This is a genomic window from Nonomuraea sp. SBT364 (assembly GCF_001083785.1).
GTDB lineage: Bacteria > Actinomycetota > Actinomycetes > Streptosporangiales > Streptosporangiaceae > Nonomuraea.
This window is the reverse complement of record NZ_LAVL01000072.1, coordinates 22,558-40,004: the sequence shown is the minus strand read 5'-3', so window position 1 is coordinate 40,004 and position 17,447 is coordinate 22,558. Positions and strand designations below refer to the sequence as shown.

Annotated in this window: 19 protein-coding genes and 1 tRNA gene; 9 read left to right on the top strand and 11 right to left on the bottom strand. The window is 70.0% G+C overall.

Translation table 11 applies throughout. The annotated features are described in order from the left end of the window. A partial coding sequence (locus ADY59_RS27430; RefSeq protein ID WP_049567529.1) for an HAD family hydrolase occupies positions 1-569 on the bottom strand: 569 nt, incomplete at its 3' end. 84 nt (positions 570-653) lie between these two features. Here ADY59_RS27430 and ADY59_RS27425 point away from each other — a divergent pair. Further along, entirely contained in the window at positions 654-2,453 is a 1,800-nt protein-coding gene (locus tag ADY59_RS27425) for an alkyl/aryl-sulfatase (protein ID WP_049567528.1), read from the top strand. Here the strand turns inward: ADY59_RS27425 and ADY59_RS27420 are convergent. Next, complete coding sequence (locus ADY59_RS27420) at positions 2,392-2,874, bottom strand: hypothetical protein (RefSeq protein ID WP_049567527.1); 483 nt, start codon at positions 2,872-2,874, stop codon at positions 2,392-2,394. The two genes, ADY59_RS27425 and ADY59_RS27420, sit on opposite strands and share 62 nt — an antisense overlap. A 24-nt stretch (positions 2,875-2,898) precedes the next feature. Beyond that, positions 2,899-4,305, bottom strand: coding sequence for a purine-cytosine permease family protein (locus ADY59_RS27415; protein WP_049567548.1), 1,407 nt, complete (start codon positions 4,303-4,305; stop codon positions 2,899-2,901). A 22-nt stretch (positions 4,306-4,327) separates the two neighbouring features. Here ADY59_RS27415 and ADY59_RS27410 point away from each other — a divergent pair, with 22 nt between their 5' ends. After that, on the top strand, positions 4,328-5,743 hold the full coding sequence (locus ADY59_RS27410) for an MFS transporter (RefSeq protein WP_049567525.1): 1,416 nt from the start codon (positions 4,328-4,330) through the stop codon (positions 5,741-5,743). On the opposite strand, the gene ADY59_RS27405 is transcribed toward ADY59_RS27410, so the two are convergent. Continuing rightward, positions 5,733-6,701: an NAD-dependent epimerase/dehydratase family protein gene (locus ADY59_RS27405; protein ID WP_049567522.1), complete on the bottom strand. Its 969-nt coding sequence runs from the start codon at positions 6,699-6,701 to the stop codon at positions 5,733-5,735. The two genes, ADY59_RS27410 and ADY59_RS27405, sit on opposite strands and share 11 nt — an antisense overlap. 78 nt (positions 6,702-6,779) lie before the next feature. Between ADY59_RS27405 and ADY59_RS27400 the strand changes: the two genes are divergently transcribed. Together ADY59_RS27400 and ADY59_RS27395 are read left to right on the top strand one after the other, a co-directional pair. After that, on the top strand, positions 6,780-7,313 hold the full coding sequence (locus ADY59_RS27400) for a hypothetical protein (RefSeq protein WP_049567519.1): 534 nt from the start codon (positions 6,780-6,782) through the stop codon (positions 7,311-7,313). Further along, complete coding sequence (locus tag ADY59_RS27395) at positions 7,280-8,650, top strand: sensor histidine kinase (protein ID WP_063780802.1); 1,371 nt, start codon at positions 7,280-7,282, stop codon at positions 8,648-8,650. Before ADY59_RS27400 ends, ADY59_RS27395 begins: the two co-directional genes overlap by 34 nt. Here the strand turns inward: ADY59_RS27395 and ADY59_RS27390 are convergent. Then, positions 8,634-10,415, bottom strand: a complete 1,782-nt coding sequence (locus ADY59_RS27390; protein ID WP_049567516.1) for a bifunctional metallophosphatase/5'-nucleotidase — start codon at positions 10,413-10,415, stop codon at positions 8,634-8,636. The two genes, ADY59_RS27395 and ADY59_RS27390, sit on opposite strands and share 17 nt — an antisense overlap. A 108-nt stretch (positions 10,416-10,523) precedes the next feature. On the opposite strand from ADY59_RS27390, the gene mshD reads away from it, so the two are divergent. Then, positions 10,524-11,489 carry a mycothiol synthase gene (gene mshD, locus ADY59_RS27385; RefSeq protein ID WP_231618912.1) on the top strand — a complete coding sequence of 322 codons (966 nt, stop codon included), beginning with the start codon at positions 10,524-10,526 and terminating at the stop codon, positions 11,487-11,489. Here mshD and ADY59_RS27380 read toward each other — a convergent pair. The 3 genes from ADY59_RS27380 to dcd form a co-directional block, all read right to left on the bottom strand. Next, the gene (locus ADY59_RS27380; protein WP_049567510.1) at positions 11,422-12,426 is read right to left on the bottom strand and encodes an inorganic phosphate transporter; all 1,005 of its coding nucleotides are present in this window, start codon (positions 12,424-12,426) and stop codon (positions 11,422-11,424) included. The genes mshD and ADY59_RS27380 overlap by 68 nt on opposite strands. 4 nt (positions 12,427-12,430) lie before the next feature. Continuing rightward, positions 12,431-13,048 (bottom strand): DUF47 domain-containing protein, encoded by a 618-nt coding sequence (locus ADY59_RS27375; protein ID WP_049567507.1) that lies wholly within the window; start codon positions 13,046-13,048, stop codon positions 12,431-12,433. A gap of 159 nt (positions 13,049-13,207) precedes the next feature. Continuing rightward, complete coding sequence (dcd, locus tag ADY59_RS27370; protein ID WP_049567542.1) at positions 13,208-13,783, bottom strand: dCTP deaminase; 576 nt, start codon at positions 13,781-13,783, stop codon at positions 13,208-13,210. A gap of 99 nt (positions 13,784-13,882) precedes the next feature. Here dcd and ADY59_RS27365 point away from each other — a divergent pair. Continuing rightward, positions 13,883-13,953, top strand: a tRNA-Gly gene (locus ADY59_RS27365). Positions 13,954-14,057: 104 nt separating this feature from the next. Here the strand turns inward: ADY59_RS27365 and ADY59_RS27360 are convergent. Then, the gene (locus tag ADY59_RS27360) at positions 14,058-14,681 is read right to left on the bottom strand and encodes a site-specific integrase (protein ID WP_053175205.1); all 624 of its coding nucleotides are present in this window, start codon (positions 14,679-14,681) and stop codon (positions 14,058-14,060) included. A 724-nt stretch (positions 14,682-15,405) separates the two neighbouring features. Between ADY59_RS27360 and ADY59_RS27355 the strand changes: the two genes are divergently transcribed. Together ADY59_RS27355 and ADY59_RS27350 are read left to right on the top strand one after the other, a co-directional pair. Then, positions 15,406-15,639 (top strand): hypothetical protein, encoded by a 234-nt coding sequence (locus ADY59_RS27355; RefSeq protein WP_049567504.1) that lies wholly within the window; start codon positions 15,406-15,408, stop codon positions 15,637-15,639. Beyond that, the gene (locus tag ADY59_RS27350; RefSeq protein WP_049567503.1) at positions 15,639-16,031 is read left to right on the top strand and encodes a type II toxin-antitoxin system VapC family toxin; all 393 of its coding nucleotides are present in this window, start codon (positions 15,639-15,641) and stop codon (positions 16,029-16,031) included. The genes ADY59_RS27355 and ADY59_RS27350 overlap by 1 nt, the downstream gene beginning before the upstream one ends. Positions 16,032-16,137: 106 nt before the next feature. On the opposite strand, the gene ADY59_RS51665 is transcribed toward ADY59_RS27350, so the two are convergent. Continuing rightward, on the bottom strand, positions 16,138-16,488 hold the full coding sequence (locus tag ADY59_RS51665) for a site-specific integrase (protein ID WP_053175202.1): 351 nt from the start codon (positions 16,486-16,488) through the stop codon (positions 16,138-16,140). 84 nt (positions 16,489-16,572) lie between these two features. On the opposite strand from ADY59_RS51665, the gene ADY59_RS27340 reads away from it, so the two are divergent. Then, positions 16,573-17,049, top strand: coding sequence for a hypothetical protein (locus ADY59_RS27340; protein ID WP_049567500.1), 477 nt, complete (start codon positions 16,573-16,575; stop codon positions 17,047-17,049). 11 nt (positions 17,050-17,060) lie between these two features. On the opposite strand, the gene ADY59_RS27335 is transcribed toward ADY59_RS27340, so the two are convergent. After that, positions 17,061-17,435: a hypothetical protein gene (locus tag ADY59_RS27335; protein WP_049567499.1), complete on the bottom strand. Its 375-nt coding sequence runs from the start codon at positions 17,433-17,435 to the stop codon at positions 17,061-17,063. Positions 17,436-17,447: the final 12 nt, after the last annotated feature.

The following is a 17,447-nucleotide window of genomic DNA, read 5'->3' as shown; positions in this document are numbered from 1 at the left end:
GGGGCGGGCGGGTAGCGGGGGTGAGGGACGGCCACCACGCGCATGCCGGCCGCGTCGGCCGAGCGCAGGCCGTTGCTGGAGTCCTCCACGGCCACGCAGCCCGCCGGGTCGACGCCGAGCCTGCGGGCCGCCTCCAGGTAGCCGTCGGGGGCGGGCTTGCCGCGCGGCACCTCCTCGGTCGACACGGTGGCCGCGAAGCAGGCGGTCAGGTCGCTGGCGTCGAGCACCACGTCGATCAGCGCCCGGGGCGAGGAACTGGCCAGGCCGAGCGTGACGGAGCCGGCCAGGCGGCGGACCGCGTCGGTGGCGCCCGGCATCAGCGGGACGCCGTCGCGGTAGCGGGCCGCCATCTGGTCGATCACGTTCTTGGCGATCTCGTCCGGCGGCAGGTCCACGCCCAGCTCGTGCAGGTAGGCGGCCCATTCGCCGGTGCTCATGCCCATGAGCCTCGACTGCGTGTCGTCCTGCCAGACACCGCCGTGGCCGGCGACGAAGGCCCGCCGCACCTCTTCCCAGACCGGCTCGGAGTCGACGAGCACCCCGTCGAGGTCGAACACGCACGCTTCCATGGCCCCAAGCAAATCACACCGCCTTTTGTCCGTATTGCCCGACCTTTGGTCCTGTCTGTGGTGAATTTGGGGCATGCACCCGGCATGGCCGACCTTCCATTCCACGACCGCCAGGACTACGAGGACGCAGATCGCGGATTCATCGCCGGTCTGACCCCCGCCGTGGTCAAGGACGTCGACGGCCGGGTCGTCTGGGACAACGACGCCTACGCCTTCCTCCAGGCCGACTGCCCGGAAACCGTCCATCCCAGCCTGTGGCGGCAGGGCCAGCTCTGCGCCAGACAGGGCCTGTACGAGGTGGCCGAGGGCATCTACCAGGTCCGGGGGCTCGACCTGTCGAACATGACCCTGGTCGAGGGCGACACCGGGGTCGTCGTGGTGGACCCGCTCATCTCCACCGAGTGCGCCGCCGCGGCGCTGCGCCTCTACCGGGACCACCGGGGCGAGCGCCCGGTCACCGGCGTCGTCTACACGCACTCGCACGTCGACCACTTCGGCGGCGTGCGCGGCGTCACCTCCGGCGGCGTGCCCATCGTGGCCCCGGCGGGCTTTCTCGAACACGCCGCCTCCGAAAGCGTCTACGCCGCCCCCGCGATGACCCGGCGCGCCGTCTACTCGGAGGGCCCGGCGCTGGACAGATCACCGTGGGGCCAGATCGGCACCGGCCTGGGCATGGCCTCCTCGACGGGGACGATCTCCCTCATCCCGCCCACCCTGTACGTCGAGCGCACCGGCCAGGAGGAGAGCGTCGACGGGGTGCGGTTCACCTTCCAGCTCGCGCCCGGCGCCGATGCGCCACCGGAGATGTCGTTCCTGCTGCCCGGCCGCAGGGCGCTCTTCCTGGCCGAGAACGCCACCCACAACCAGCACAACCTGCTGTCGCTGCGCGGCGCCCCGGTACGCCACCCGCGCCGCTGGACGCGCTGCCTCACCGAGGCCATCACGCTGTTCGGCGGCGCCGCCGACGTGGCCTTCGCCTCCCACCACTGGCCCTCCTGGGGCGGGGAGAACATCGTCCGCTTCCTGTCGGAGCAGCGCGACCTGTACGCCTACCTGCACGACCAGACGTTGCGCCTGATGAACACGGGCATGACCGGCCCGGAGATCGCCGAGCACCTGCAGCTGCCGCCGAACCTGGAGCAGGTCTGGCACACCCACGGCTACTACGGCTCGACCGGGCACAACGTCAAGGCCATCTACCAGCACTACCTGGGCTGGTTCGACGGCAACCCGGCCCACCTGTGGGAGCACCCGCCGCGGCAGAGCGCCATCCGCTACGTGGAGTGCCTGGGCGGCGGCGCCGCCGTGGTCGCGTTCGCCAGGGCCTACATCGACGGCGGCGACCTGCGCTTCGCCGCCCAGCTGCTCAACCACGCCGTCTTCGCCGACGAGGGCAACAAGGCGGCCCGCGACCTGCTGGCCGAGGTCTACACCCGGCTCGGCCACGGCGCCGAGAACGCCACCTGGCGGAACTCGTACCTGATGGGGGCGCTGGAGCTGGCCGACGGGATCGTGCCCGCGACGGCCGCGCAGCCCTCTCCCGACCTGGTGGCGGCGCTGAGCGTGAGCCAGATCTTCGACTCGATCGCCATCCGGGTGAACGGTCCCCGGGCCTGGCACGAGCGGTTGTCGATCGACTGGCACCTGACCGACCTGGGGGAGCGGCACCGCACGACGCTGTCCAACGGGGCGCTCGTCCACCAGGAGGATCCGCCGGAGGCGCCCGTCGACCTGACGCTCACGCTCACCAAGACCCAGCTCATCGCGCTGCTCACGGGCAAGGGTGTGGAGGGCGTGGACCGGGAGGGGGACACCGGGGTGCTCAGGCGCCTGGTGGCGGTGCTGGACGGCCCCGTGCCCGGCTTCGCGATCGTGACCCCGTGACGGGACCGGCCCACACCAGCGCCGCCAGCGCCGCCCCGGCCGCGGGCCCGGCGACCAGCGGCGCCGATACGGCTCCCGCGTGCCAGCTCGCCGCCGCTCCGGCCGCGCAGGCCAGTACGGTCACGCCGAACGTGGCCGCCCAGAGCGGCAGCACGTACAGGAACGCGAAGAACAGCGGGAACGCCAGCCAGGCGAACGGTGGCGACAGTGCCGCCAGGCCGGCCCACGCGCAGGTGAGCGTCGCCAGCCAGATCCGCTCGCCGGTCCTGCTCAGGCCGCTGCCGAACACCGGCCCGGCCGCGTAGAGGGCGGCCAGCAGCACGCCGCCGACGGCCACGGCGGGCCGCCCGTCGCCGCCCACGGCGACCAGCAGCAGCACCGCCGACGCGCCGTGGACCGCCCACCAGAGCAGCCGCACCATGCCACCGAGGGTAGTCCGCGCAGGTCAGCGGCGCCGCGGCGCCACGCTGGAGATGGCCAGGTAGAGCACGCCGGCCAGCACCAGGGCCACCACCACGCCGATGTTGGCCGAGGCGAACGTGCCCGCCTTGAGATCCTCGCTCATCAGGAAGCCGACGACGCCCGTGAGGTTCGGGTCGGCCGAGCTGATCAGGCCGATGCCCACGACCGAGGCCGCCACCAGCGAGATCAGCCCCGGCCAGTTGACCGCCGGCGCGCCGGGGCGCAGCAGCCGCTCGTCGTAGGCGCGCCCGCCGTCGCGCCAGCGCCACAGGTCCACCAGGAAGACCGCGACCCAGGCCGCCATGACCACGCCGATGATCGCCAGGAACGCCTGGAACGTGGCCAGGAAGCTGGTCGAGACGAACAGCAGGTAGTAGCCGCCGAGCACCATGAGCAGCCCGTCGATCAGCACCGCGTAGTGCCGCCTGATCGGCACGCCCAGCGCCAGCATCGACAGCCCGGAGGAGTAGATGTCCATGATCGCTCCGGCCAGGAACCCGCCGATGGCGGTCAGCAGGTACGGCAACAGGAACCAGGTCGGCAGCGCCCCGGCCAGCGCCCCCACCGGATCGCCCGCCGCCGCGCCCGCCAGCTCCGGATCGCCGCCCGCCAGCAGCACGCCGAACACCAGCAGCACCATCGGGGGCAGCGCCCCGCCCAGCGTCGTCCACAGCGCCACCCGCGACGGCCGTGACGCCGACGGCAGGTAGCGCGAGTAGTCGGCACCGCAGTTGACCCAGCCCAGGCCGAGCAGCGTCATCGCGAAGATCACGCCGCCCACCCAGGCGCCCGGCCCGGCCTCGCCGCCCTCCAGCGCGGTGCCGAGCCTCGGCGCCATCAGCACCATGTAGATCACCGTCAGCACGACGAACGCGTACGTCAGGTACCGCTGCACCACCATGATCATCGCGTGCCCGTACACGCCGACCGCGATCGTCACCAGCGCCGCCACCGCGAAGCACACCGCCGTCGCCGTCGTGGCCGGGATGCCCGGCGCGACGCGCCCCAGGATCGCCGCCCCGCCCTGCGCCGCCAGCGTGACGAGCACGGTCTCCCAGCCCACGTTCGAGACGTACGACAGCGCGGCGGGCAGCTTGTTGCCCTGGTAGCCGAACGGCGCCCGGCCCAGCGTCATCGTCGGCACCCCGGACCGGGACCCGGCGACGGCCACCAGCCCGACCAGCCCGAAGGAGAGCACGTACCCCACGGCGCCGGTGACGATCGCCGGGAAGACGCCCAGCCCGAGCCCCACCACGTACACGCCGAACGCGACCCCGAACAGCGACAGGTTCGATCCCGCCCAGGGCCAGAACAGATCCGACGGCCTGCCACGACGCTCCCCCTCGGGGATCGCGTTGATGCCGTTCCGCTCCACCGCCAACGTGTCCATGATCGGACGGTACCCGGGGTAGATGATGCGGAAAAGGGGGGATGTGATCGGCGTGACGCCCGACCCGCGCAGGCCCGCGCTGGCCGTCTGCCTGGTGGCGGCGTTCATGTCCGGCCTGGATGTGAGCATCGTCAACGTCGCGCTGCCCTCGATCAGGGAGAGCCTGCACGCCTCCGCCGACGGCCTGCAGTGGATCCTGTCCGGCTACGCGCTGACGTTCGGGCTGCTGCTGGTGCCCGCCGGGCGGCTGGGCGACGCCAGGGGGCGGCGTGACCTTTTCATCTGGGGGGTGCTGCTGTTCACCCTGGCCAGCGCCGCGTGCGGGCTCGCGCCCAGCATGCCGGTGCTGATCGTCTCGCGGCTGCTCCAGGGGCTGGCGGCGGGGGTGATCAACCCGCAGGTGTCGGGGCTGATCCAGCAGATGTTCCAGGGGCCGGAGCGGGGGCGGGCGTTCGGCGCGCTGGGCGCCACGATCGGCCTGTCCACGGCGGCGGGGCCGCTCATCGGCGGCGCGCTCGTCACCGCGTTCGGCGCGGACCACGGCTGGCGGTGGGTGTTCCTGGTGAACGTGCCGATCGGGCTCGCGCTGCTGCCGCTGGCACGCAAGCTGCTGCCCGCCATGGCACGCGGTCAGGGACGGCGCGAGAGCATGGACCCGGTCGGCGTGCTGCTGCTCGGCGCGGGCGTGGCCGGGCTGCTGCTGCCCGTCATCCAGCAGCACCAGTGGGAGGGCACGGCCAAGTGGCTGCTCGTCCCGGCGTCGCTGGCCGTGCTGGCGGGGTTCGTGGCCTGGGAGCGCTACTACGGCAAGGAGCCGCTGGTCCGGCTGGCGCTGTTCGCCCGGCGCTCCTACAGCCTCGGCACCACGATCGCCCTGTTCTACTTCGCCGGGTTCACCGGGATCTTCTTCATCTTCACCCTCTACCTGCAGAGCGGGCTCCACTACAGCCCGCTGCAGGCGGGGCTGGCGATCACCCCGTTCGCGCTCGGCTCGGCGTCGGCCTCCGTGCTGGGCGGCCGGCTGGTGGGGCGGGCCGGGCGGCGGGTGGTCGCCGCCGGGCTGCTGACGGTGATCGCCGGGCTGACGTCGACGGTCTGGGCCACCGTCCTGGTGCCGGGGCCCGGCGTCGGGCTGGCCACCGCGCTGCCGCTGCTGGTGGCCGGCATCGGCAGCGGGCTCGTCATCGCGCCCAACCAGGCGATCAGCCTGTCGGAGGTGCCGCCCTCGGGCGGCGGCAGCGCGGCCGGGGTGCTCCAGACCGGGCAGCGGCTCGGCTCGTCGGTCGGCATCGCCGCCGCCGGGTCGGTCTTCTTCGGCTCGCTGGCCGACGGCTGGCCCGCCGCGTTCAGGCACGGGCTCCTGGTCGTGCTCGCCTTCGTCGGCGTCGCCCTGGCCGCCGCGCTCTACGACCTGGCCAGGGGCCGGGTCACGCGCTGAGCAGCTTGGCCTCCACCTCCGGGTCGAGGCCCACGGCGGGCCGGTCGGGACGCATGGGCGCGCGGCCGCCGATGCTCCGCAGCCACGCCCACGTGTCGGCCACCGTCTCCTCGACCGGCCGGAACGTCAGCCCCGCCGCCACGGCCTTGGACACGTCGGCGCCGTGCATGAACGCGTGATCCTCGCCCAGCAGCCAGATCGGCAGATCGGTCCACGGCTCGATCCCGGCCGCCAGGATCGCCTCCGGCTCCACCCAGCGCAGCTCCGCGCCGGACCCGGTCACCCGCACCGCCGTCTCCAGCAGCTCCCGCATCGTGGTGAAATCCGGCGGGCTCACCACGTTGTACGCGCCGCCGACCCCGCGCCGCGCCGCGTCGAGGCACCACCGGGCCAGGTCGCGCGCGTCGACGTACTGCACGCCCAGCTCCCGCGGCCCCGGCGCCAGGACCGGCCCGCCCCGGGCGATCCGGGTCAGCCACCACGGCAGCCGCCCGATGTTCTCGTGCGGCCCGATGATCAGCCCGGCCCGCGCCAGCAGCGCCCGCTCGCCGAACGCCGCCGTCGCGGCCTCCTCGCCGCCGGCCTTCATCGCGGCGTAGCCCACGTCGCCGCTCCCGGTCAGCGGCGCGCTCTCGTCGGCGCCGAAGGGCACCGGCGGCGCGTAGACCGAGCGGCTCGACACGTACACGTAGTGGCCCGCCCGTCCGGCCAGCAGCGATGCCGCCTCGCGCACCGCGGACGGCGCCCAGGACCAGGTGTCGACCACCACGTCCCACTCGCCGCGCGTCAGCGCCTCCAGCCCGCCCTCGCGCGAGCGGTCGCCGCGCAGCGCGGTCACCCCGGCAGGCGGCTCGTGCGTGCCCCGGTTGAACACCGTCACCCGCCACCCCAGAGCCAGCGCCTCCTCGACGAACGCCCGGCCTACGAACTCGGTCCCGCCCAGCAGCAATACATCCATGGGACCTCACTGTGCCCGCTGGTCCCGGCCCCGCATAGGGCAGCACGCTTGCAGCGGAATCGCGAGGAGCGAACACCCATGACCCATCAGTTCGCCCGCCGTTCAGGCTGGGCCATGCTCGCGGCCGTCCTCACGGCCGCGCTGCTGACCGTCTACGCCCACAGCGTCCCCGGAGGTGAGTTCGGGCTGACCATGCTGGCGTACGCGCTCTGGGTGGCGCCGCCCCTGGTCGCGCTGCTCGTGGGCGGGCTGGTCGTGACCGGCGTCCCGCTGCTGGCCCGGTTCGAGCTGTCGCGCGCCGCCCTGGAGCGCTTCGCCGACGGAGGACGGATCCCGGGGGAGGGGGAGTGGATCGGCCTCTACCCGGTCGAGCGCGCCCAGCGTCACCCCCGGCGGCGTGCGGCTCCTGGTGACGGGCACCGGCTTCCTCGACTCGTGGGGCTTCGCCTGGAACCCCGGGGGCGAGCCGCCGGACCTCGGTGGGGAGGATTCCTGCTTCCACCTCACCGGGTCGTGGTATTTGTGGCGAGAAAGCTAGTGAACGTCATGAATGTCCGGTCTGGGGTAGAGGGACAGGCGTGCTCATACCTCGCTCGATCCGTGGGCGTCTGACGACGATCGCGGTGCTGGTCGGGGCGCTGGTCTTCGGCACGTCGTCCGCGATCACCGTGGCCACCGTGCCCGGCAGCCTGCGCGACCGGGTGGACGCCAGGGTCGAGCTGGCCGTGCGCCGCACGGCGAGCGACGCGCGCATGGGCAAGCTCCCCGCCAAGCTGGAGACCCCCGCCCGCGTCCAGTTCGTGCAGGTGATCGCCCCGGACGGCCGGGTCGTCGCGGCGGGCAGACTCGGGCAGCAGCGGCTGGTGACCGGCTTCGACCCGCCGGAGCCGGAGCGGATCTACGCCACCGACCGCAAGCTCACCGGCCTGCCGCCCAAGATCGATCCCGGCGGCGACTACCGCGTCATGGCGATGTCCGTGCGGACCCCGTCCGGCCCGGTCACGGTGTACGGCGCGGCGTCGCTCGCCGACGTGAACCGGGCGCTGACCTGGGTCTACGGCCTGCTCTTCATCGGCACCCCGCTGGTACTCCTCATCATCGGCCTCATCACCTGGGTCGTGGTCGGGTTCGCGCTGCGGCCCGTCGAGCGCATCCGGGCCCGGCTGGCCGACATCACCGGCGCGGATCTCAGCAGCCGCGTCCCCGTACCGGCCACCGGCGACGAGATCACCAGGCTGGCCGCAACCACCAACAGCACGCTCGACAGGCTCGAACGCTCGGCCGAGACGCAGCGCCGCTTCGTCGCCGACGCCTCGCACGAGCTGCGCAGCCCGATCACCGCGTTGCGCACCCAGCTCGACTACGCCACCGCCTACCCGGAGGAGACGGACTGGTACGACACCTGCGTCCGCGCGATGGCCGCCGCGGACCGGCTCGCGGACATCATCGACGAGCTGCTCATGCTGGCCCGCCTGGACGCCGGCGCCGTGGCGCCCCGCACCACCGTCGACCTCTGCGACCTGGCGCGGGACCAGGCGGACCGCCGCCAGGACGCCCGCGTCCCCGTCCACCTGAGCCCGTGCGGGCCCGCGCCCGTCCTGGGCTCCCCGACGCAGCTCGACCGGGTGCTGACGAACCTGCTGGACAACGCCGTCCGGCACGCCGGCACCCGTGTCGACCTCGACGTCTCGCTGGACGGCCGGGACGTCGTCGTCACCGTCACCAACGACGGCGACAGCATCGCCGCCGAGGACCGCGAACGTGTCTTCGAGCGCTTCACCCGCCTGGAGGCGGGCCGGAGCAGGGACCGGCGCGGCAGCGGCCTGGGGCTGGCGCTCTCCCGCGAGATCGTGAACGCCCACGGCGGCGCCATCACGGTCGCGGACCACGAACCGGGCGCCCGGTTCGTGGTCCGCCTCCCGCTGCGTGCGGTCAGCCCGTCACCGTGATGCGGTTGGTGGCGGGCGGCGCGATGGGGTTGTTCTGCCCCAGGTACGCGACGAACGCGTCGATGTCGAGCGGCCCGCTCCACAGGTCCGTGCCCTCGGTGAAGGCCTGGAACGCGTCACCGCCGCCGACCAGGAAGTTGTTGGCCGCCACGCGGATCGTCTGAGTGTCCGTCACCGGGACGCCGTCGATCTTGATGTCCGACACCTTGGAGCCCCAGGCCGCCCCGGTGCTGTAGGTGTAGGTCAGGTTCGCCGAGGGCTGCAGGATCTTGGTGAACGCCTGGTTGTTCGGCCCGCCGGTGAACTGCTGCTCCAGCACCGTCTTGAGCTGGGCGCCGGTCAGCGTGACCACCTGCATGAGATTGTTGAACGGCTGCACGGTGAACGACTCGCCGTACGTCACCACGCCGTCGCCCTCGCCGGCCGCGGAGCCCGCGTACGACAGGGAGGCGCGCACGCCGCCCGGGTTCATCAGCGCGATCTGCGCGTTGCCGCCCTCCTTGGTGGCCGCGAGCTGGGCGTCGGCGATGAGGTTGCCGAGCGCGGACTCGCCGGACGCGGTGGCGGTGTTGGTGATGTCGGCGGTGATCGTGCCGGCGGCCCGGTTGGCGACCGGGGCGACGCGGTCCTTCCACGTCTGGACGAACTGCGAAATTTCGGCATCCGCGGGGACCGTCCGGGTCACCACGTGGTTGTCCGCCACGACCGAGGCGCGGTCGATGTCCCGCGACCGCACGTTCACCTTCAGGTCCACCTGCGTGATGACGCGCCCGAACGAGCCGCCCTGCGAGTAGAGCCGGTCACGCCCGGCCGGGTCCTTGACGGTGCACATGTACGCCTGGTGCGAGTGCCCGCTGAGCACGATGTCGATCTCGGGGGCGACCTGGGTGGCGATGCGGTTGCCCGCGCCCGGGACCGCCGCGCAGGAGTCCGGCGACTGGCCCGCCGTCACCTGGTCACCCTCGTGCACCAGCACGACCTGGGCCTTCACGCCCACCAGCTTGAGCAGTTCGGAGGCCACGTTCGCGGCCTTGACCTCGTCGACGAACTTGAGATCCTTGATGCCCTCGGCGGTGACGATGTTCGGCGTCGTCTGCGTGACCAGACCGATGAAGCCGATCGGCACGCCGTTCATCCACTTCACGCTGACCGGCGGCAGCGCGGGCACGCCCCAGTCCTTCAGCAGCGTGCCGAACTTGCGGCTGTCGCCGAGGGCGGCGAGCGCGTCGGTCCGCTCGTTCCGGTTCTTGAACAGCACGTTGGCGCCAACGTAGTCGAACGTGGCGCCCTCCCACGGCCCGGCGGGGGAGCAGCCGTCCACCGGGTGGCAGCCGCCCTTCATGATGCGCCGCAGCTCGGCGTACCCCTCGTCGAACTCGTGGTTGCCGACCGCCGCCACGTCGAGCCCGAGCTTGCCCAGGAACTCGACCGAGGGCTCGTCGTGGTAGGCGGCCGAGACCAGCGGCGTGGCGCCGATCAGGTCCCCCTGGGCGACCGCGATCGTGTTCCTGTCGGCCAGGGCCTTCATGTGGGTGGCGACGTAGGCCGCGCCGCCCGCCTCGACGGTGGCGCCGTGCTCGTCGACCATCCGCCCGGAGGACCCGGTCGGCGGTTCGAGGTGGCCGTGGAAGTCGTTGAGTGCGAGCAACCGGACCGGGACGCTCCTGGGAGCCTTGCTCGCGTCCGCCGGAAGCCCGGCGAGCAGGACGCCGCCGGCGGCGACGGCTCCGGCCATCGCGAGCCGGAGGAGGGAACGGGACGTCATGCCCCAAGACGTTACGGCCGGAACCTATGCAACCAATGTCGCAAAGGTAACGATTAATCGGACCGGGACATGGCGTTATTTGCCAGTCGTACGCCTAGAGTTCGAGCTGTGAGCGAGCATGTGAAAGTCCGTGAACGGCTTGATGACCAGGAAATCGCCGGGGTGCTGGCCGTCGTCGAGGCGGCGACGGAGACCGACGGCGTCCGCCCGCTGAACGAGCACGTGATGCTGCACATGCGCTACGGCGGCGACCCCCGGGCCCGGTCCCTCCTGCTCTACGACGGTTCCGTCCTGGCCGGCTACGCCCACGTCGACCCCACCGACGAGGTCGAGGGGCCCAGCGGCGAACTGGTCATCCATCCCGCCCACCGCCGCCGCGGCCACGGCGCCCACCTGCTGCGCGCCGTACTCGACCTGGCGGGCGGCAGGCTGCGCCTGTGGGCGCACGGCGACCACCCGGGCGCGGGGGCGCTCGCGGACGCCTCCGGCTTCGAACGGGCGCGCTCGCTCTGGCAGATGCGCCGCTCCCTGTTCGCGCCGCTGGCCGCCTTCGACGTCCCGGAAGGCGTCCGCATCCGCGCGTTCGTCCCCGGTCAGGACGAGGAGGCGTGGCTGAAGGTGAACTCCGCGGCCTTCGCCCACCACCCCGAGCAGGGCGCGTGGACGATGGACGACCTGCTGCTGCGCGAGCGTGAGCCCTGGTTCGACCCGGCCGGCTTCTTCCTGGCGTTCCGCGGCGACCGGCTCGCCGGCTTCCACTGGACCAAGATCCACGGCTCCGACGAGCACGGCCACGAGCCGCTCGGTGAGGTCTACGTCGTCGGCGTCGACCCCTCCCAGCAGGGCACCGGCCTGGGCAAGACCCTCACCCTGGCCGGCCTGGCCCATCTGCGCTCGCGCGGCCTCGCCCAGGCGATGCTCTACGTGGACGAGGCCAACACGGCCGCCATCAGGCTGTACGAGTCCCTCGGGTTCAGCCGGTGGGACGTCGACGTGATGTACGCCGCTACTCCACCAGGAAGTGCAGCGCGTAGTACGACAGAGCGGCCACCAGAGCCGCTGCCGGAATCGTGAGGACCCAGGCGGTCACGATGTTGCCCGCCACGCCCCACCGCACCGCCGACAGCCGCTTGGTCGAGCCCACGCCCATGATCGCCGAGGTGATCGTGTGCGTGGTGGAGATCGGCGCCCCGAACCCGATCGCCGCGCCGTACAGCACCGTCGACGCCGCCGCCTCGGCGGCGAAGCCCTGCGGCGGGTCGAGGGCGATGATGCGGCGCCCCAGCGTCCGCATGATGCGCCAGCCACCCGCGTACGTGCCGAGTGAGATCGCGCCCGCGGCGGCCAGGATGACCCACTGCGGGATGTCGTCGGCCGGCGCGGCGTAGCCGCCGACGACCAGCGCCAGGAAGATGACGCCCATCGTCTTCTGCGCGTCCTGCAGGCCGTGGCCGAGCGCCATCGCCGCGGCCGAGACCGTCTGCGCGTAGCGGAAGCCCCGGTTGGCCTTGCCCGGTTGCGCGTTCCTGAAGATCCAGTAGATTGCGATCATGATCCCGGCCGCCAGGGTGAAGCCGACCAGCGGAGAGATGATCATGGGGATGACGACCTTGGCCACGACGCCGTCCCAGTGCACGACGCTGGCCGAAGCCAGGGCCGAGCCGATGAGACCGCCGATCAGCGCGTGGCTGGAGGAGGAAGGCAGGCCGAAGTACCAGGTGATGAGGTTCCAGACGATCGCGCCGATCAGTCCGGCGGCCACGATCACCAGTCCGTGTGTGCCGTCCGGCGCGTCGATGATGCCCTTGCCGACGGTCTGGGCGACCTGGGTGCCGAGGTGAGCACCGATGAAGTTCATCGCCGCCGCCATGAACAGCGCCGCCCTGGGGGTGAGCGCCCTGGTGGAGACGGAGGTCGCGATGGCGTTGGCGGCGTCGTGGAAGCCGTTGGTGTAGTCGAACACCAACGCCACGACCACCACGCCGATGACGAGGGCGAGCGTGAGGTCCACTGAGTTAGCTTTCCTTGACCGCGATCGACTCGACCGTGTTGGCCACGTGCTCGAAGGCATCGGCCGCCTCTTCCAGGGCGTCGATGACCTCCTTCATCTTCATGACCGTGAGCGCGTCGTACTCGCCGCTGAACAGCTTGGCCAGCAGCCGGCGGTAGACCTGGTCCCCCTGGTTCTCCAGGCGGTTGACCTCGATCCAGTATTCGTTGAGGTTCTTCATCGACCGAAGCCGCGGCATGGCCTCGGCGGTCAGCTCGGCGGCCCGCTCCAGGACCTCCACCTGGCGAACGACATCTTTGGGGAGATGATCGATCTGGTAGAGGACGATGAGGTCCGACGCCGCCTCCATGGCGTCCATCACGTCATCGAGGTTGGAGGCCAGCCGGTAAATGTCCTCGCGGTCGAAGGGAGTGATGAAACTCTCGTTGAGCCGGTTCATGATCGCGTGAGTGCGTTCGTCCCCGGCGTGCTCGCAGGCGCGCATCTTCTCGGCCAGGGCCTCCCGGTCCGAGCCGTCACTGATGATCTCTACGAGCAGGCGTGATGCGGTGACCAGGTTGTTCGCCGAGTCGGCGAACAGGTCATAGTAGCTGTCCTCACGTGGCGTGAGACGCAGGCGCACGTCGTTCTCCAGATGTGCGGGGATGGTCCGTGGAAGAGGGTACGGCTTACCAGGCAAAATGCGAACTTCATGTCCCCTTCTCCTAGTCGCTACCCTCCGTATGCTGTACGACACCGCGCCCCAGAGTACTTTGAGTGCCTTTTTGTCACTCGGGCGGGGCTAGATCCTGGTGCGATGGAAGTTACGGAATGACCGTGAAGGTGTCGGCCCCCGCTGCCCCTGATAGCGGGACCCGTACTTCTCCGACCCGTACGGAAACTCCGACGGCGAGCTGAGCCTGAACACGCACAGCTGCCCGATCTTCATCCCCGGCCAGAGCTTGATCGGCAGAGTCGCGACGTTGGAGAGCTCCAGCGTGACATGCCCGCTGAACCCCGGGTCGATGAAACCGGCCGTGGAATGCGTGAGCAGCCCCAGCCGGCCCAGCGAACTCTTGCCCTCCAGCCTGGACGCCAGGTTGTCGGGCAGCGTGATCACTTCGTAGGTGGAGGCGAGGACGAACTCGCCCGGATGCAGGATGAACGGCTCGTCGCCCGCAGGCTCGACCAACCGGGTCAGATCCGGTTGCTCGGTGCTGGGATCGATGTGCGGGTATCTGTGGTTCTCGAACACGCGGAAGAACCGGTCAAGCCGGACGTCGATGCTGGACGGTTGGATCATTTCGCGGTCGAACGGGTCCAGCGCGAGCCGCCCGGAGTCGATCTCGGCCAGGATGTCGCGGTCAGATAGCAGCACGGTCAGCAAACTTACCTGGTGATCGAAAGTTGGGCTGGCTATGGCTTGGTGAAGTGGGTCCCGTTTCCGGTACAGTGGTGGCCGCGGCTCCGGCCGTACGCGGGTGTAGTTCAATGGCAGAACATCAGCTTCCCAAGCTGACAGCGCGGGTTCGATTCCCGTCACCCGCTCTCAGTCTGAAGGCCCAGGTAGGGATGTGAATCCCAACCCGGGCCTTACTTGTTTCCGGCCTCGTTCGATCTTCGCGGGCCATTGACGGGCCATTAGCTCCTGATCACCCTGCCGGGACCAGCGCGCCCGCCGTGCCCTCGTCGTCGTCATCGTCGCGTACTTCGAGTTGTCGATCGATGGCATTGGTGATCGCCTCGTCTGCTCCTCTGACCGCGTGCTGGTAGATCATGGTCGCTCGTACGTTGTCGTGCCCCATACGGGCCATGAGATCCTTCAGTCCCGCGCCGGACTCGGCGGCCAGCATGTTGCCCGTGGGCCTCAGGTCGTGGAAATGAAGCCCCGGCAGACCCATCTCCGTGACGACATCCACCCACCGCGTTCGGGTGTTGAAGCCGCTGCGGCGTATCGGCCCGCCCTTGGCCGCTGGGAACATCAGCGAGCCCGGTTTGTTCTGGACGTAGGTGTCCATGTGCTCCTGGAGGACGGGGACGATGCTCTGCGGGATGCCCACCGTCCGACGTCCGGCCTTGGACTTCGGCGGCCCCAGCACCAGCCCGCCAGCAGAGCGCTCGGCGAAGGCGACCCGGACACGGACCGTACGGGCCTTGAGATCGACGTCCATCCGGCGCAGTGCTCTGACTTCACCCCAACGCAAGCTGGCGAACGTGGCCAGCAGGACCATCGCGCGGAACCGCCGATCCTGGGTGGAGTCAGCCTTCCCCTCCATGGCCATCCTCCACAACGCACGCTCGGCCGCTGCACGCGTGTGGAAGGTTTCCGGTGGGTGGGCATCGCACCGTGCCGTTGGAAGCGCAGCCGGTACGCCCCGTCCTTGAGCTTGCGGAGGTGAAAGCCCAGGCCGACGGAGGGATTCGGTACCTGGGCTTTGGTGTTCTCCAGGGTTGTTGATCTCTGCGTGCCATTACGCGGTTGGAGCCAGCAGGCCAGGCGGGTCGTCCTCGTCGGTGTCGCGTCCGGTCGTGCCCGATGAGGTGCTGGTCGATCATCGCGGCGCGGACGTTGTCGTGTCCCATGCGTGCCATGAGGTCCTTGAGGCCGCGGCGGTGTCGGCCGCGATCGTGTTGCCCGTGTGACGGAGATCATGGAAGTGCAGCCCCGGGACGCCGATCGCCCGTACGGCCTCGATCCAGCGGGAGAGCTCGTTGACCCGCTCCGGCACAGGGGGCCGCCCCTGAGTCCGGTGAAGACCAGTGCTCCGGCTTCAGATTCCACGCAGAGGCGCAGATGCTCCTCGAGAGCCGGGATGATCGCCTGCGGGATGCCGACGATGCGCTTCCGGCCCGGGACTTGGGCGGGCCAAGAACCAGCTCGCCAGTGAAGCGTTCCCTTTGGGTCATCCACCTTGGCCCCATGGCCCTGGCCGGCTCTCCCTTCGGGCGGAAGGCGGGCCGGGACTTGTCGTGTAAGACAAAACGTCTTATCATCACTGTATGGCTGACACCATTACCATCCGCAGCGACTCGGAGACCGAGCGCGCACTGGATGTTCTTACCCATGACGGCAGCTCACGCTCGGCAGCTATCCGCCAGGCCGTACTGGAAGCCGCCCTCCGTAAGGAACGCGCTGCCGCTATGCGTCGCGCTGTCCTGCGTATGCCGCTCGGCGAACCGGACGGCATCGACATCGCCGCGGAGATCGCTCAGAACCGCGAGGACGAACGCTGATGATCTATCTCGACTCGGCTGCAGTCGTGAAACTCGTCCACGCCGAGGCCGAGTCGCAGGCATTGCGCAACTGGCTCGATGAACGAGCGGAGACCGGATGGACGAGCTCGGTTCTGCTGGAGATCGAGTCATCACGAGCCCTGGCGCGCTACGCCCCAGAAGCCGTCGCCCGACTTCATCTGGTCCTCGATTTGATCGAGTTTGTGGAATTGGATGCCGGCATTCGCATCCTGGCCCAGACTGTGAGACCGGTTACCGTACGGAGCCTGGACGCAATCCACCTGGCAACTGCTCTCCGCATCCGCTCCATGCTCACGTCATTCGTCACGTACGACAAACGACTGGCCGATGCTGCACAGGCAGCCGGACTGACCGTTGACGTGCCAGCCTGAGACGTCTCCACTACCCAGTCCTGCCAGGGTTCCTGGCCCTGCGGATACCTGAGACGTCGTGCGAGCAAAGCGGTACCGGCCGTTATGGGCTCCCCGGTGCATCAGGTCAGGTTTGGTGCACGCCGCGGCGTGCCATTACGCGGTTGGAACCATCAGGCCATGCGGTCGTCCTCGTCGGTGTTGCGTGCGCGTTTGCGTACCCGATGAGGTGCTTGTCGATCGCTTTGGTGATCAGCTTGTCGGCTTCTCGGACGGCGTGCTTGTAGATCATCGCGGCGCGGACGTTGTCGTGTCCCATGCGTGCCATGATGTCCTTGAGGCCCGCGGCGGTGTCGGCCGCGATCGTGTTGCGCGTGTGAGGGAGATCATGGAAGTGCAGCCCGGGACGCCGATCGCCCGGCGCGTGAGCCCACCCTTGAATTCCGGTGAAGACCAGAGACTCGGCTTCGGGCTTCACGTAGAGCGCGGGCCAGGCTTCCGTCCTCAGGCCGTGTCATGAGAAGCTGCGCTGGCGATCCGAACCGGCATCTAGGAGTCGACGGTGCGCAGGAAGGCGCAGCAGCAACCGCCACCGAGCGACGCTGAGACTGCCGAGTACATGCGGAACCTGGCCGAGCTCTTCGTTGAGCACACACGCGAAGACGGATACTTCTTCGACTGGGACCCGGCGTTCATTCACCACCTCGACAACTACTGCACCGAGTTCGCCGCCTCGAAGCCGCCTCCTGAGGTCATCCACAGCGTGATCAGGGGGGCAGGGGCATATCTGGGCGAGCTGATCGTCCGAAACAGCGACTGGACATGGGTGTACTGCACGGACCAGAACGCCGCTGCCGTGGACAGCCCAGAGGAACTTCGCGGCTATCCGCACAACAAGGTCGCCAAGCGGATCCATGACGGAGGCGAGCATGACCTTGAGGCGTTCTTCAAGTACGCCATGACAGGGGAGGCGCCACGCGGGACAACCGCCCGTGTCATCAAGCCTTCGTGGTGGCAACGACTGAGGTCGAGAGCCTGATCGTCGGGCCGTCAACGCGCAATTGGGGCTCTCGGCCAGCCGGTGGTGACCAGCAGGCCAGGCGGGATCTTCGTCGTCATCGCGTGCCCGATCGTGCCTGACCAGGTCCTTGAGCCCGGCTGATTGGACGGCTTCCATCCCGCGCGCCGGTTGAAGCCGCTCCTGCGCACGGGGCTGGGGCCCACGGGGCGCCGGCCGGCCTTGGACTTGGGCAGGCCGAGAACGATCTCCCTAGTTGAGCGCTCGACGTACGCCATTCTGGCGCGGACCGTCCCCGCGTTGAGATCGATGTCACCCCATCGCAGGCTCGCGAACGTCGCGAGGAGGACGAAGGCGCGATATCGCCGATCATGGGTGCCGTCCGCCTGCCCGGTGTCGTCGACCACGCGCCAGAGGGA